Here is a 15598-nt window from a genome sequence, read left to right on the forward strand (position 1 = left end):
CGGTTATCACCCCGTCAGTACCGCTGACGGGGTTTGTGTGTTTTGTTTTTATTCAGGAACTGCTGTATGTCCGATATTTCCCCTGCCGGAACCCTGTTTCGCCATACCCTGCGTGTCACGCTTCAGGGCGTTTTCACTCTGGCACTGACACTGCTCGGGTTACTGGTGATCACCTTTGCATTGTCGGCATTCTCTCCGGTTGACCGGGTATTACAAATTGTCGGCGATCACGCCAGCCATGAAACCTATGAACAGGTCAGGCTGGAGCTGGGACTGGATCAACCTGTCTATATTCAGTTCTGGCATTACGCGGAACGCCTGCTGCACGGCGATCTCGGCATGGCCTCCTCGATGGGACAGCCGGTGCTCGACGGCGTGCTGACCACCCTGCCCGCCACCATCGAACTGGCAACACTTTCACTGCTGATCGGCGCGTCGCTCGGCATCCTCTGTGGCGTGTTATGTGCCCGTTATGCCGGTACGCCGTTTGATTTTACCATCCGCACCCTGACACTCCTCGGTAACTCGGTACCGGTTTTCTGGCTGGGACTGCTGATGCTTCTGCTGTTCTACGCCACGCTGCAGTGGAGCCCCGGCCCGGGGCGGCTGGATGATATCTACCAGTATACCGTCGAGGCGAAAACCGGTTTTGTGCTGATCGACACCTGGCTGGCAGATGACCCCGGCGCATTTACCAATGCGGTGGCACACCTGATCCTGCCGGTATCGCTGCTGGCCTATTTTTGTCTGGCGGGGATCACCCGGCTGACGCGCGCCGCCTGCCTGAGTGAAATGAATAAAGAGTATGTCACACTGGCCCGCGCCAAAGGCAATACCGACATGCAGGTGCTGTTCCGCCATGTGCTGCCGAATATCCGGGGAACACTGATCACCGTCATTGCCCTTGCTTATACAGGGATGCTGGAAGGTGCGGTACTGACCGAAACGGTCTTTTCCTGGCCCGGTATCGGCCGTTACCTGACCGCCGCCTTGTTTGCCGGGGATACCACCGCCGTGATGGGCGGGACCCTGGTGATCGGTATCTGCTTTATCTTTATTAATAACGTGACCGATATGATTGTGCGTTTAACCGATCCGCGGGTGAAATCATGACATTACTGCCGAAAATCCGCCGATCCCCGTCCGCGCTGACGGGTACCCTGATTATTTTGTTTCTGCTGCTGGTGGCACTGTTTGCGCCGTGGCTCGCCCCCTATGACCCGGTACTGCAAAACCCGGCACAGCGCCTGCTGGCACCGGATGCACAACACTGGCTCGGAACCGACAGTTACGGGCGTGATGTACTCTCCCGCCTGATCTACGGCACCCGCCCGATGTTTGGTCTGGTCGGGCTGGTCGCGGCAATCACCCTGCCCGCCGGGTTACTGATCGGTATTCTGGCCGGTTTTTACGGTCGCTGGGTGGAAACGATTCTGATGCGTTTCACCGATATCGTGATGTCGATGCCGCGCCTGATCCTCGCCTTTGCCTTTGTCGCCATTCTCGGGCCGGGGCTGATTAACGGCGCACTGGCACTCGCCCTGACCTCCTGGCCTGCCTATGCCCGCCAGGCACGCAGTGAAATCCGCCATCTGCGCAACAGTGATTATCTAGCCAGCGCGGAAATGCTGGGGATCCGTGGTCTGCGTCTGCTGTGGGGGCACATTCTGCCGCTCTGTCTGCCGTCAGCGATTGTCCGGCTGGCGCTGGATCTCGCCACCATTATCCTGGCGGCTGCCGGGCTGGGTTTCCTCGGGCTGGGCGCACAACCGCCTATGGCGGAATGGGGTGCGATGATTGCTGATGGTATGCAGGTTATTTTTGACCAGTGGTGGATAGCCGCCGTACCCGGTGCGGCGATTTTGATTGCCGGTATGGCATTCAATCTGCTGGGTGATGGTTTACGGGATATTATGGAGCCGCAACATGACTGAGCCGCTTATTTGTGTCCGTAACTTGTGTGTGGATTACCCCCGCGCACAGGTGGTGAAAAATGTCTCCTTTACCCTTGGACAGGAGCGGCTGGCGCTGGTCGGGGAATCCGGTTCCGGCAAATCCATGACCGCCAGGGCGCTGATGGGGCTGGTGCGCAAACCGGGGATGGTCAGCGCAGATACGCTGACATTCGGTCAGACTTCCCTGTTGTCTCTGCGGGAAAAACAGTGGGCGGCACTGCGCGGCAATGACATTGCCATGATCATGCAGGATCCGCGCTATGCGCTGAATCCGGTCAGAAATCTGTATCAGCAGATAGAGGAATCCCTGCTGCGCCACCAGACACTGAATAAATCTGACCGCCGCGACCGTGTTTTTGACATGGCCCGTGCCACAGGGTTATCAGAACAGGCGCTCTCCCGCTATCCGGGGCAGCTTTCCGGCGGTATGGGACAACGCGCCATGATTGCGATTGCCCTGATCAACAACCCGTCAGTCTTAATTGCCGACGAACCGACCTCCGCCCTGGATGCCCGGCTGCGCCACCAGATTCTGGAACTGATTGTCAGCCAGTGTGAGGAGCGCCGGATGGGGCTGCTGTTGATAAGTCACGATTTACCGCTGGTGGCGGCCCATTGTCAGCGCGTGATGGTGATGTATCAGGGTCAGCAGGTGGATGAGCTGCCCGCCGCACAACTGCCGCAGGCAACGCATCCTTATACCCGCACATTATGGACCTGCCGCCCGGATGCACAAACCTACGGCACCGATTTACCGGTACTGGATCGCGCTGCTTTACAGGTGTTACTGACTCAGGAGACACATCATGCCGGAAAATAATTCAGCACCGATTATTGAGGTTAATAATCTTTCCGTCAGCTTCGGACAGCGGCAGGTGGTTTGTCAGGCCGGTTTTCATCTCAATGCCGGAGAGACGTTCAGCCTTATCGGTGAGTCCGGCTGCGGAAAATCCACCATTTTGCGGGTGATCGCCGGATTGCAGCGGGAATGGCTGGGCAGCGTGCAACTGCTGTCACAACATATCCACCCCGGCCAGCGTTATCAGGGAGCTTTGCGCCGCAATGTGCAGATGGTCTTCCAGGATCCTTATGCGTCTCTGCATCCGTTTCATACCATTCACCGGGCACTTTCCGAACCACTACGCATTCACCGTGAACATGATATCGACAGCCGGGTGGCAGAGGCCATTGTATCTGTCGGGCTGCCGCCGGATGTGGCACAGCGTTATCCGCATCAGCTCTCCGGCGGGCAGCGCCAGCGCATTGCCATTGCCCGCGCCCTGATGCTGCACCCGCAGATCCTGCTACTCGATGAACCAACATCCGCACTGGATATGTCCGTTCAGGCGGAAATTCTCAATCTGCTTAATCACCTGAAAACCGCCCACGGCATGACCTATCTGCTGGTCAGTCATGATGCGGATGTGGTGGCCCATATGTCAGACCGGGCGGCATTTATGGCGAACGGGAAGATTGAACGGGAATTTGATCGCGCCGCCCTGCTGCGCGGCGATCACCGGATGGAGAACAGAGAGGGGTAAAAACGGGGCCGATGGCCCCGTCTGATAATAATGAACTGCGTGATTATGACAATAATCCCGGAAAACTCATTTTCATGCCGGTAATAATCAGTTCGATCCCTAAAGACATCAGCATCAGACCCATAATACGGGTCACAACGTTGATACCGGTTTGTCCGAGATATTTCACCCACAGTCCCGCTGAGCGGAACAGCAGCCAGCAACAGAACGCAAACACGATGCTGGTCAGCGCCAGCCCGAGAAAATTCTGCCAGCCCTGCCAGCGGGCACTCCAGACCACACAGGAACTGATCGCCCCCGGCCCCGCCATCAGCGGCAGCGCCAGCGGCACTACGCCGATATTGTCGCGGATCGCCGTTTCCGACTGCTCCTGTTTGTTCTGCTTATCTTCCCCCAGCTTACCGCTGATCATGGACATGGCAATGAGGACAATCAGTGTTCCCCCTGCTATCCGGAAAGATTCGATGGAAATACCGAACATAATTAGGATCTTATCGCCGACCAAAAGTGATGTACACAAAATCACGGCCACCGAAAAGTTCGCAATCATGTTGGTTTTATTGCGCACTGCGGCAGTCTGATAATTTGTCATGCTCATAAAGACCGGCAGAATACCGACCGGGTTGACTAAGGCAAATAAGCCGACAAAAAATTTTAAATAACCGGAAAAATCCAGCAATGTGTTGCCCACAAACGATCCTCAACCTGATGATAATACAGTGACAGCCCGCTGATAATAACAGCAGACTATCGCCAAAGGGTTGTAATAATTATAAATGTGATTATTAACACAGACATCATACCGTTGAATGTGCAGGAAAAGGAATTGCTTTGCGCAGAATATTTTCCGCTTCCTGCTGATTCGATACAGTTATATCGCCTTATTTCTGTCTGAATTTCAGACAATCATCAGTTCTTCTGTGAAATTGAAGCCCGATATCATTCCCGTTACGGTGTGATGTTCCCGTCTTCACCCATGCTGAATGGTGTCAGCTTGATGTATTTGTGATTTAGATCACTTTAATATTTCCCCCGAATGTTAAGCTGTTTTCACTATAGTTGAATCGATTCAACTACAATGCACACAGAAAGACCTGACGGGCTTTTTAAGCAAATCAGCGGGCATATCTGCATTATGTTACCGGCAAAATCGATTTAGTTACCGGAAGATATCACCGCTATAATCAAATCGTATCAATCCGCTGATTTGCTTAAAAAGTTTAACAATTTATCAGGAGTGATCTGTATGGCCGTAACGAACGTTACCGAACTCAATGAATTAGTTGCCCGCGTGAAGAAAGCTCAGCGCGAGTTTGCCGGTTTCTCCCAGGAACAGGTGGATGCTATCTTCCGGGCCGCGGCACTCGCTGCTGCCGATGCCCGTATCCCGCTGGCAAAACTGGCGGTCGAAGAGTCCGGCATGGGTATTATTGAAGATAAAGTGATCAAAAACCATTTTGCTTCTGAATATATCTATAATGCCTACCGCGATGAAAAAACCTGCGGCATCTTATCGGAAGACCCGACTTTCGGCACCATCACTATCGCAGAGCCTATCGGTATTATCTGCGGTATCGTCCCGACCACCAACCCGACCTCCACTGCTATCTTTAAAGCACTGATCAGCCTGAAAACCCGTAACGGGATCATTTTCTCCCCGCATCCGCGTGCCAAAAAAGCCACTAACAGAGCCGCTGAGATTGTCCTCAACGCGGCTGTTGCCGCCGGTGCCCCGAAAGATATTATCGGCTGGATTGACGAACCGTCTGTTGAATTATCCAATGCCTTAATGCACCACCCGGATACTAACCTGATCCTCGCCACCGGCGGGCCGGGTATGGTAAAAGCCGCCTACAGTTCCGGTAAACCGGCTATCGGTGTCGGTGCGGGTAATACCCCTGTGGTGATTGACGAAACGGCTGATATCAAACGCGCGGTAGCCTCTATTCTGATGTCAAAAACCTTCGATAACGGCGTGATTTGTGCCTCTGAGCAATCCGTTATTGTTGTTGATGATGTCTATGAGCAGGTCAAAGAACGTTTTGAAACCCACGGCGGTTATATTCTGAAAGGCAAAGAACTGAAAGCCGTTCAGGACATCATTCTGCTCAACGGCGGACTGAATGCGAAAATTGTCGGTCAGTCTGCGGTGAAAATTGCTGAAATGGCCGGTATTGAAGTCCCTGCCTGGACCAAAATTCTTATCGGTGCGGTCTCCGTGGTGGATGAATCCGAGCCGTTTGCACACGAAAAACTCTCCCCGCTGTTAGCCATGTACCGCGGCAAAGATTTTGAAGATGCGGTGATCAAAGCGGAAAAACTGGTGGAAATGGGCGGGATCGGCCACACCTCCTGCTTATATACCGATCAGGACAACCAGCCGGCGCGTGTGAAATTCTTCGGTGAGAAGATGAAAACCGCACGTATCCTGATTAACACCCCGGCATCACAAGGCGGGATCGGCGACCTGTATAACTTCAAACTGTCTCCGTCACTGACACTGGGTTGCGGCTCCTGGGGGGGTAACTCCATTTCCGAAAACGTCGGGCCAAAACACCTGATCAACACAAAAACCGTGGCAAAACGAGCTGAAAATATGTTGTGGCATAAACTTCCGAAATCTATCTATTTCCGCCGTGGTTCTCTGCCGGTTGCGCTGGAAGAGATCGCCGGTGACGGTGCAAAACGCGCCTTTATCGTGACTGACGGCTATCTGTTCAATAACGGCTATGTGGATGAAGTCACCCGTGTGCTGAAATCCTACGGTATGGAAGTGGAAATTTTCTTTGAAGTGGAAGCTGACCCGACACTGTCTGTGGTCCGCAAAGGTGCGGAACAGATGAACAGCTTCAAACCGGACGTGATTATTGCCCTCGGCGGCGGCTCCCCGATGGATGCAGCCAAAATTATGTGGGTGATGTATGAGCATCCGGAAACCCATTTTGAGGAACTGGCACTGCGCTTTATGGATATCCGTAAACGCATCTATAAGTTCCCGAAAATGGGCGTGAAAGCGAAAATGGTTGCTATCACCACCACATCCGGTACCGGCTCTGAAGTGACACCGTTCGCGGTCGTGACAGATGATACCACCGGGCAGAAATACCCGCTGGCGGACTATGCCCTGACCCCGGATATGGCGATTGTCGATGCCAACCTGGTGATGAACATGCCGAAATCCCTGACCGCATTCGGCGGGCTGGACGCGGTCACTCACGCACTGGAAGCTTATGTATCGGTACTGGCGAACGAATTCTCTGACGGTCAGGCATTGCAGGCGCTGAAACTGCTGAAAGAATTTTTACCGGCCAGCTATCACGAAGGTGCAAAGAACCCGGTGGCCCGTGAACGTGTACACAATGCCGCGACGATTGCCGGTATCGCGTTTGCCAACGCCTTCCTCGGGGTATGTCACTCCATGGCGCACAAACTGGGTTCTGAGTTCCATATTCCGCACGGCCTGGCTAACGCCCTGCTTATCTGTAACGTCATCCGTTATAACGCGACCGATAACCCGACCAAACAGACTGCGTTCAGCCAGTATGACCGTCCGCAGGCGCGCCGCCGTTACGCGGAGATTGCTGACCATCTGCAGCTGAGTGCTGCCGGTGACCGTACCGCGCAGAAGATTGAAAAACTGCTGGTCTGGCTGGATGAAATCAAAGCATCCCTCGGTATTCCGAAATCCATCCGTGAAGCCGGTGTGCCGGAAGCCGAATTCCTGGCAAAACTGGATAAACTGTCCGAAGATGCCTTTGATGACCAGTGTACCGGTGCAAACCCGCGTTATCCGCTGATTGCAGAATTGAAACAAATTATGCTGGATACCTATTACGGTCGTACCTATGATGAATCTGTTCCGGTTGCGGCACCAAAACCGGTTGCCAAACGAAATGCTAAGAAATAGTCATCAATCCGGTAAATAATAACCGCAAAGCCCTCTCCGGAGGGCTTTTTTATATCCGTCTCATAATAATTATTAAATAATTGTCTTTGTATGAACAATTGTTCACCTTTGTGCCTGTTTTCCGGGACAGACGGTTTTTAATATTTCACTTAATACGCGTCACTTTTCCTGCAGAAACGGTTTACGGTGTTTTTGATATCGCCGGAAAAACCAGCCGGATATAAAAAGGCCGGACAATGACGTCCGGCACTTTTTGTATAACAGAGACGTTTCCCTGCTTTATGACCGATATTCTGCTGCTTTCGCTTCGCGAATCGCTTCATTGTAATGTTTGCGGCAGACAGATACATATTTTTCATTACCGCCGATGTCAATTTGCGCACCGTCTGACATCACCCGGCCCTGCCCGTCGTAACGTAAAACGCGGCTGGCTTTCCGCCCGCAATAGCAAATAGTTTTTAATTCAACTAATTTATCCGCCCAGGCTAATAAATAATGGCTTCCGCTGAATAACTCCCCTTTAAAGTCTGTGCGTAACCCGTAACACAGAACCGGGATATCAATATCATCGACAATATAGCAGAGCTGTTCCACCTGCGCTTTGGTCAGGAACTGGCATTCATCGATTAATACGCAGTGTACGGGCGCCTGCTGATGTTCACGGATAATAACAGTACTCATGTCCGTCTCAGGGCCAAATACCCGTGCATCCGCGCTCAGGCCGATACGTGAGGTGACTTTGCTCTGCTCATAGCGGTTGTCTATCTCTGCGGTAAATATCAGCGTGCGCATGCCGCGTTCATTGTAGTTATAGGATGACTGCAGTAACGCTGTCGATTTTCCCGCATTCATTGCGGAGTAATAAAAATAAAGCTGAGCCACCGGCTCTCTCCCCTTACACATTCAAGATCCGGGACAATACTAACACATTAGTGTTAAAAACAGCGCAATCTGTATTTAACACATGCCGTGATCGCATACACAATATCCTGATTTCATCGTCCGCGTAAATTCACACCGGTCATGGTTACATACCGGATATTCACTGTTGTTATCGGCTATTCTTCGCTTTATCCTGTTTTTCATTATGCCGGCACCGAAGAATAACGTTTCTTTACATAAGATAAGGTTGAATATAATTTGTATTCCCCACCTCATTTATGAACATTTTTTATGAAGATGCTGAACATCAACACATTTTCACCCCGTCCCCTTATCAGTTTTAAACGAAAAACCAAAAAGACCCTTATTATTCCTCAGAAATAATTGCTTTTAAAAAAAATGTGTTTTAACCTTACTCCGAAATTTGCTATTGCAGATTTTTAAATAGCAATCTATTATTATCTATACATCAGCCAACATTTAATTTGAGACCAGGATTATGAGTGAATCTTTGAAGCCATTTAATAATATCCGTACTCTTCGCGCTCAGGCGAGAGAATGCAGCTTAGAAATCTTAGAAGAAATGCTTGAGAAGCTCACTGCGGTTGTTGAAGAACGCCGTTCAGAGGAATCTCAGGCTCAGGCAGAAAAGGAAGAGCGTACCCGCAAATTAGAAGAAGTCCGTCAGTTAATTCTGAAGCAGGGTATCAATCCGGAAGAATTAATTCAGTCTATGGCAACCGGCAAAGTGGCAAGCAAATCCAAGCGTGCCCAGCGCCCTGCCAAATACGAATATATCGATGAAAACGGTGAAAATAAAACCTGGACCGGCCAGGGCCGTACACCGGCTGTTATCAAACAGGCTATCGATAACGAAGGTAAATCACTGAACGATTTCTTAATCAAGTAAGCGATAACATCTGATAAAAGGCCCTTCTCTGAAGGGCTTTTTTATGTCTTCCGGACAGCAGGACAGAGAAAAGGAGGCGTTTGCCTCCTTTTTTATACTTATAACCGCCGCTGTTATTTATTCTTTACCGTGATAAAACGACATATACCAGTCAACAAACTGTTGCACACCGTAATTAACCGGTGTATCCGGTGAGAAACCAATCGTGTTATACAGTTCGGAAGAGTCCGCACAGGTGGATAACACATCACCATCCTGCATATCCATATAATGTTTATTGGCTTTAATATCCAGTGCCGTTTCAATTGCCTGAATAAAATCACCCAGCCGGGTCGGCTGACCGTTACCGACATTATAGATTTTGTACGGCGCAGAACTGGCAGATTTCAGTCCCTCTTCCACAGTCCAGTCACTGTCTGCTGCCGGAATCACATTCACCAGACGGACCACGGCTTCCGCAATATCACCAACATAGGTGAAATCACGCACCATATTGCCGTGGTTATAAACATCAATCGGTTTTCCGTCCAGCATGGCTTTCACAAACTTAAATAAGGCCATATCCGGACGTCCCCACGGACCGTAAACGGTAAAGAACCGCAGACCGGTCGTCGGTAACTGATAGAGATGTGAATAGCTGTGAGACATGAGTTCATTGGCTTTTTTCGTTGCCGCATACAACGAAACCGGATGATCCACATCATCCTCGGCAGAAAACGGCTGTTTGCGGTTCAGACCGTATACTGAACTGGAGGAGGAGTAAATCAGATGCCCGACGTTATGATGGCGGCACCCTTCCAGAATATTCATATGCCCGAGAATATTCGCGTCAATATACGCCATCGGGTTCTGAATGGAGTACCGCACACCCGGCTGCGCCGCCAGGTGGATCACCCGCTCAAATTTCTGAGCGGCAAACAACTCACTGACCGCCGCTTTTTCCGACAAATCCATTTTAAAGAACTGAAATTGCGGATGCGGTAATAACAGATCAAGACGGGCTTTTTTCAGATTAACATCATAATAGTCATTGAGGTTGTCGGCACCGACAACCTCGTGCCCCTGCTCAAGCAGGCGCTGCGAGACATGATAACCAATAAAACCGGCCGCGCCGGTTACAAGTATTTTCATATTCAGACTCAGATTACCGGATTAATGGAAGCACCACGGCCTATACCATAATAGATAAAGCCGCGATTTTCTAAACGTTCCGGGTCATATAGGTTGCGTCCGTCAAAAATAACCGGGGTTTTCAGTCCGGCTTTGATAGCATCGAAATCCGGCGCACGGAAACTCTGCCACTCCGTACAGATAACCAGCGCATCCGCATTGTGCAATGCCGCTTCTTTGGTACCCATCAGTGCCAGGTCATCACGCTGTCCGAAAATACGCTGCGCTTCCTGCATCGCTTCCGGGTCATACGCCTGAATTTTGGCACCGGCGGCCCATAATTCCTGTAACAGGATACGGCTGGACGCTTCACGCATATCATCGGTATTCGGTTTAAAGGAAAGCCCCCATACCGCGAAGGTTTTGCCTTCCAGATTTTCACCAAAATGACGTTTGATAAAGGATGGCAGTTTATATTTCTGCTGCTCATTCACTTCTTCGACCGCACGCAGAATACGCGGGGTAAAGCCGATATGTTCCGCCGTGCGGATCAGCGCCTGCACATCTTTCGGGAAACAGGAGCCGCCGTAACCGCAACCCGGATAAATAAAGTGATAACCGATGCGGGAATCAGAACCGATACCCTGGCGTACATTCTCAATATCCGCGCCCAGCATTTCCGCCAGATTGGAAATTTCGTTCATAAAGCTGATTTTTGTCGCCAGCATACAGTTGGCCGCATATTTGGTCAGCTCCGCGCTGCGGATATCCATCACGATCATGCGGTCGTGATTGCGGTTAAACGGCTCATACAGTTCGCGGATAATATCGATAACACGATCATTATCACAGCCGATAACAATACGCTCAGGACGCATGCAGTCAGCAACCGCCGCCCCTTCCTTCAGGAATTCAGGGTTGGACACCACATCATAGGCAATATCCGCACCACGTTCAGCCAGTGTTGCTTTAATGGTGGCGTTAACTTTGTCCGCGGTACCGACCGGAACCGTGGATTTATCGATAACCACTTTGTAGTCCTGCATATGCTGCGCAATCGTGCGGGCAACGGCGGTCACATATTGCAGATCCGCAGAGCCGTCTTCATCCGGTGGTGTACCAACCGCGATAAATTGCAGTGTGCCGTGTGCCACACCCAGTGCCGCATCCGTGGTGAAGCTTAAACGACCTTCGTCATAGTTTTTCTTCACCAGCGGGGTCAGGCCCGGTTCAAAAATCGGGATAATCCCGTTTTTCAGATTTTCGACTTTTTTTGCATCCACATCGACACACATGACATCATGGCCGACTTCCGCCAGCACAGTCGCCTGCACCAGGCCGACATATCCGATTCCAAATACAGTTACTTTCATAGTTCACCTATTGCAACAATAATTAATTTTGTAATGTTTTCAGCCAGTCTGAGAATTCACGGCCCAGGTGCTTATGGCGCATGCTGTATTCGACAAAGGCTTTCATATAGCCCATTTTGTCGCCGCAGTCATGGCTGCGGCCTACCAGACGGTACGCCTCCACCGGATTTTTTTCAATCAGCATGGCAATAGCGTCAGTCAGCTGGATCTCATCACCGGCTCCGGGGGCCGTTTTCCCCAGCAGCGGCCAGATATCCTGAGAAAGCACATAACGGCCGACAATAGCCATGTTCGACGGTGCTTTGGCCGGTTCCGGTTTTTCCACCACGGCAAACATCGGTTTACTTTCACCGGCGGCCAGGCTTTCACCGTGGCAATCCACCACGCCGTAATTTGCCACCATTTCCTGCGGAACCGGATCGACCATCACCTGGCTTGCGCCGTGTTCTTCATAACGCGCGATCATTTCTTTCAGGTTAAACTTCGCCAGGTCAGTGCTGTATTCATCAATAATCACATCCGGCAATACCACCGCGAACGGCTCATCACCAATCATCGGTTTTGCACATAACACCGCGTGGCCGAGCCCTTTGGCGATGCCCTGGCGGGTCTGCATAATGGTGACGTGACGCGGGCAGATTGACTGAACTTCATCCAGCAACTGACGTTTTACGCGTTTTTCCAGGATGGCTTCCAGTTCAAAACTGGTATCGAAATGGTTTTCAATGGAGTTTTTTGATGAGTGGGTCACTAAAATAATTTCGGTGATCCCCGCCGCGATACATTCATTTACCACATACTGAATAAGCGGTTTGTCCACCAGCGGCAGCATTTCTTTCGGAATCGCTTTTGTGGCCGGTAACATGCGTGTTCCTAATCCTGCAACCGGGATCACCGCCTTGTGTACTTTATTTTTCTGCACTGACATACATCATCCTCAATGCGCATAAACAGAATAAATACGCGATTTATAAAAAATAATGAGACTGAGTATACCAGCTAATTTTCAGGGATAAATACTCTGTGCCGCGTAAATGCGCTTTAGTATTAAGGGATGTTTAATATCTGAACGGATTGGTAAAGTCCGGTCATTATCCCTGATGCGGTCCGGGGGTCAGACTTAATTTAATCTGACTGCTGCTGTTCCAGATCCGGCATTGCAGATGACGGCTGAATTCGCTTATCTGACTGGAATAAACCGATGAGAGTGTCCCCAGCGGGATCCCGCGGTTAATACGGATCACATGATTATCAGAGCGTAATTCCGCACTGATACCGGCACTGGACAATAACACCGACTTGCGCCGGGTGTGATAATACCCCAGCAGCAGCGGCAACTGTCCCGGAATACCCGCGTCCTGCAATAAAAGGTTCAGCTTATTTAAGATAGCGGTCATGCTCGGTAATTTCCGGTGGTGATTATGAATATAGCGTTTAAGCAAATCGTTAAAGATGACGCGGATTAACATCGCCATCAGCGGGCCATTCCCGGTATTCTGACTGATATCGAGACAATAAAACGCCACTTCATTATCGGAAAATTCTGCCACATCAAATACCAGTCCGGCACGGCAGGTATCGGATAATTGCGCATAACGAATCTGATAATTGGCCAGTACCTGGCTCGGCGGCGGATTCAGCTGTTTTAATAAACGTAACACATCATCCACATTATGCTGCAATTGTGCCCAGATCCCGGAGAGGTCATTATTTTCCAGCACACCCGGTGAAAAAAAAGACGGATACAGGTGAGACAGACATAATTTTTTCACCTCTTCCAGCCTGCTCAGGGGTTTTAACAGAACATCTTTCGCCCCGAGACGCAGGACTTCGTCAATATCGGACATTTTTTGTGTCGCGGAGATAACAATCACCGGGATGGCCGGTAAATCCGACTGTGACCGGGCAATAAATTCCGCGCCGGTCATCACCGGCATATTGAGATCGCAGAAAATCAGTTCCGGCTGAAAGCCCTGTTCTATACATTCCCATGCACGGGCGCCGTCACCGGCAGATAACACCGTGGCTCCGAGAAGGCGTAAATAGGATGACAGCGCCATATTGAATGCCGGGTCGTCATCGATGACTAACAATCGTTTTCCGTCCAGTGCCTGCTTCATCGCATCTCCTTTCCGCCGGCCTCACAACACAACGTGCGGAACGCCGGTGGTCACGTTGCCCGCGCACTGCTGCTGAGATTAAGGATAGCGCGTGATCGCTATTTCCGGTAGCATCTGCTCTCTGTTCCTTACGATTATTTACCCTCAACACATTATTTGATAATTATGTCTCATTTTACTGAAACAGATCCCTGCCCGTGCGGCAGCGGCAATACCTTCGCACAGTGTTGTCAGCCTTATCTTGCCGGTGTGCAGTCCGCACCGGATGCGCGGGCACTGATGCGTTCGCGTTACAGCGCGTTTGTCACCCATAATGCTGATCATCTCATCCGTACCTGGTATCCGCCGGAACGGGCGGACGCTCTGCGGGCAGAACTGGTTGCCGGGTTCGGTGAAACAGAATGGCTGGGGCTGAATGTGATCGATTTTCAGCCCGGTACCGCGCCGGACGAAGCTTTCGTTGAATTTTGTGCTTGCTTTATTGATAAAAAGTCCGAAGATAAACAATTCATTCACGAACGCTCCCGTTTTCGCCTGACTGACGGTGCCTGGATGTACCTCGATGGCGTTAAACCACAGACCGGACGTAATGATCCCTGCCCCTGCGGCTCCGGAAAAAAATATAAAAAATGCTGTGCCTGATACCGGACAGGCACCTTCTGTAAACAAACATCACCGACATCAGTTATTAAGGATCCGCACCTTCCATGCAACACCAGACGAGTCAGAAAAAAATTCTGCGAACCATTTGCCCTGACGCAAAAGGCCTTATCGCTAAAATCACCAACATTTGTTACAAGCATCAGCTGAATATTGTCCAGAACAATGAATTCGTTGATCACCGTACCGGCCGCTTTTTTATGCGTACCGAGCTGGAAGGAATTTTTAACGATGAAACCCTGCTGGCTGACCTGGATGATGCCCTGCCGAAAGGCTCCACACGTGAATTAACCACTGCCGGACGCCGCCGTATTGTCATTATGGTGACTAAAGAAGCGCACTGCCTCGGCGATATCCTGATGAAAAGCGCCTATGGTGGTCTGGATGTCGATATCGCAGCGGTTATCGGCAATCACGATGTACTCTCTCATCTGGTCACGCAGTTTGGTATTCCGTTCCATCATATCAGCCACGAAGGACTGACCCGTGAGCAGCATGATATGCAGATCATTCAGCAGATTGATCAGTATCAGCCGGATTATGTGGTGCTGGCAAAATACATGCGTGTGCTGACCCCGGCATTTGTGCAGCACTATCCGAACCAGATTATCAACATTCATCACTCCTTCCTGCCGGCCTTTATCGGTGCACGCCCTTATCATCAGGCATATGAGCGCGGCGTGAAGATTATCGGTGCCACCGCGCACTATGTGAATGATAATCTCGATGAAGGCCCGATCATTCACCAGAGCGTGATAAATGTTGATCACACCTACAGCGCTGATGATATGGTCATGGCCGGTCGTGACGTGGAGAAAAATGTGCTCAGCCATGCCCTCGGGCGCGTTCTGACACAACGGGTATTCGTTTACGGTAACCGCACTGTCATTTTATAACGGCCTGATTGCCTGAAGTTGCACGGATAACGGGCACTTCGGGCAAAAAAACGGCGAACACACATTTTTTCTCTTTTTTTACTTTACAGCGCCCGCATATTTGCTATTATGCAGCCCGTCCCAAGGCAAGAGCTGAACGGACGGACAATTTGATTTTTGGTGGGATACCCAAGCGGCCAAAGGGAGCAGACTGTAAATCTGCCGTCACAGACTTCGAAGGTTCGAATCCTTCTCCCACCACCAT

Annotated in this window: 14 protein-coding genes and 1 tRNA gene; 9 read left to right on the top strand and 6 right to left on the bottom strand. The window is 50.7% G+C overall.

What is annotated here, in order from left to right; all coding sequences use genetic code 11:
• The first annotated feature begins 66 nt into the window (after nucleotides 1-66).
• From ACF8OF_RS14545 to ACF8OF_RS14560, 4 genes are read left to right on the top strand one after another with little or no spacing between them, the layout of a single operon-like run.
• The gene (locus ACF8OF_RS14545; protein WP_392497034.1) at nucleotides 67-1113 is read left to right on the top strand and encodes an ABC transporter permease; all 1047 of its coding nucleotides are present in this window, start codon (nucleotides 67-69) and stop codon (nucleotides 1111-1113) included.
• On the top strand, nucleotides 1110-1934 hold the full coding sequence (locus ACF8OF_RS14550; protein ID WP_214180542.1) for an ABC transporter permease: 825 nt from the start codon (nucleotides 1110-1112) through the stop codon (nucleotides 1932-1934). Before ACF8OF_RS14545 ends, ACF8OF_RS14550 begins: the two co-directional genes overlap by 4 nt.
• Entirely contained in the window at nucleotides 1927-2775 is an 849-nt protein-coding gene (locus tag ACF8OF_RS14555; protein WP_262859424.1) for an ABC transporter ATP-binding protein, read from the top strand. Before ACF8OF_RS14550 ends, ACF8OF_RS14555 begins: the two co-directional genes overlap by 8 nt.
• Nucleotides 2762-3496, top strand: a complete 735-nt coding sequence (locus ACF8OF_RS14560; protein WP_392497035.1) for an ABC transporter ATP-binding protein — start codon at nucleotides 2762-2764, stop codon at nucleotides 3494-3496. Before ACF8OF_RS14555 ends, ACF8OF_RS14560 begins: the two co-directional genes overlap by 14 nt.
• Before the next feature lie 43 nt (nucleotides 3497-3539).
• Here the strand turns inward: ACF8OF_RS14560 and ACF8OF_RS14565 are convergent, their stop codons facing one another.
• Nucleotides 3540-4187, bottom strand: coding sequence for a YchE family NAAT transporter (locus ACF8OF_RS14565; RefSeq protein WP_025153088.1), 648 nt, complete (start codon nucleotides 4185-4187; stop codon nucleotides 3540-3542).
• A 555-nt stretch (nucleotides 4188-4742) separates the two neighbouring features.
• On the opposite strand from ACF8OF_RS14565, the gene adhE reads away from it, so the two are divergent.
• Complete coding sequence (gene adhE / locus ACF8OF_RS14570; protein ID WP_279798057.1) at nucleotides 4743-7403, top strand: bifunctional acetaldehyde-CoA/alcohol dehydrogenase; 2661 nt, start codon at nucleotides 4743-4745, stop codon at nucleotides 7401-7403.
• A 279-nt stretch (nucleotides 7404-7682) separates the two neighbouring features.
• Here adhE and ACF8OF_RS14575 read toward each other — a convergent pair whose 3' ends face one another.
• Nucleotides 7683-8285, bottom strand: coding sequence for a thymidine kinase (locus ACF8OF_RS14575; RefSeq protein ID WP_262859478.1), 603 nt, complete (start codon nucleotides 8283-8285; stop codon nucleotides 7683-7685).
• Between the two features lie 499 nt (nucleotides 8286-8784).
• Between ACF8OF_RS14575 and hns the strand changes: the two genes are divergently transcribed.
• Nucleotides 8785-9195, top strand: coding sequence for a histone-like nucleoid-structuring protein H-NS (gene hns, locus ACF8OF_RS14580; RefSeq protein WP_025153085.1), 411 nt, complete (start codon nucleotides 8785-8787; stop codon nucleotides 9193-9195).
• Nucleotides 9196-9312: 117 nt separating this feature from the next.
• Here the strand turns inward: hns and ACF8OF_RS14585 are convergent, their stop codons facing one another.
• From ACF8OF_RS14585 to rssB, 4 genes are all read right to left on the bottom strand, one after another.
• On the bottom strand, nucleotides 9313-10326 hold the full coding sequence (locus ACF8OF_RS14585) for an NAD-dependent epimerase (RefSeq protein WP_262882778.1): 1014 nt from the start codon (nucleotides 10324-10326) through the stop codon (nucleotides 9313-9315).
• A gap of 8 nt (nucleotides 10327-10334) precedes the next feature.
• A complete protein-coding gene (locus tag ACF8OF_RS14590; RefSeq protein ID WP_025153083.1) occupies nucleotides 10335-11678 on the bottom strand; it encodes a UDP-glucose/GDP-mannose dehydrogenase family protein in 1344 nt (447 codons plus the stop codon).
• A 22-nt stretch (nucleotides 11679-11700) separates the two neighbouring features.
• Nucleotides 11701-12606 carry a UTP--glucose-1-phosphate uridylyltransferase GalU gene (galU, locus tag ACF8OF_RS14595; RefSeq protein WP_262859428.1) on the bottom strand — a complete coding sequence of 302 codons (906 nt, stop codon included), beginning with the start codon at nucleotides 12604-12606 and terminating at the stop codon, nucleotides 11701-11703.
• A 163-nt stretch (nucleotides 12607-12769) separates the two neighbouring features.
• Entirely contained in the window at nucleotides 12770-13798 is a 1029-nt protein-coding gene (gene rssB, locus ACF8OF_RS14600) for a two-component system response regulator RssB (protein ID WP_392497036.1), read from the bottom strand.
• Nucleotides 13799-13963: 165 nt separating this feature from the next.
• Between rssB and ACF8OF_RS14605 the strand changes: the two genes are divergently transcribed.
• The 3 genes from ACF8OF_RS14605 to ACF8OF_RS14615 all read left to right on the top strand — a co-directional run bounded on the left by ACF8OF_RS14605 (nucleotide 13964) and on the right by ACF8OF_RS14615 (nucleotide 15597).
• Complete coding sequence (locus ACF8OF_RS14605) at nucleotides 13964-14440, top strand: YchJ family metal-binding protein (RefSeq protein WP_279798056.1); 477 nt, start codon at nucleotides 13964-13966, stop codon at nucleotides 14438-14440.
• Nucleotides 14441-14505: 65 nt separating this feature from the next.
• Nucleotides 14506-15354: a formyltetrahydrofolate deformylase gene (gene purU / locus ACF8OF_RS14610; RefSeq protein WP_262859431.1), complete on the top strand. Its 849-nt coding sequence runs from the start codon at nucleotides 14506-14508 to the stop codon at nucleotides 15352-15354.
• Nucleotides 15355-15512: 158 nt separating this feature from the next.
• Nucleotides 15513-15597 (top strand) — tRNA-Tyr (locus ACF8OF_RS14615).
• Nucleotide 15598: the final 1 nt, after the last annotated feature.

Source organism: Morganella sp. TYF_1, assembly GCF_043105645.1.
In the GTDB taxonomy this organism is placed as follows: domain Bacteria; phylum Pseudomonadota; class Gammaproteobacteria; order Enterobacterales; family Enterobacteriaceae; genus Morganella; species Morganella morganii_B.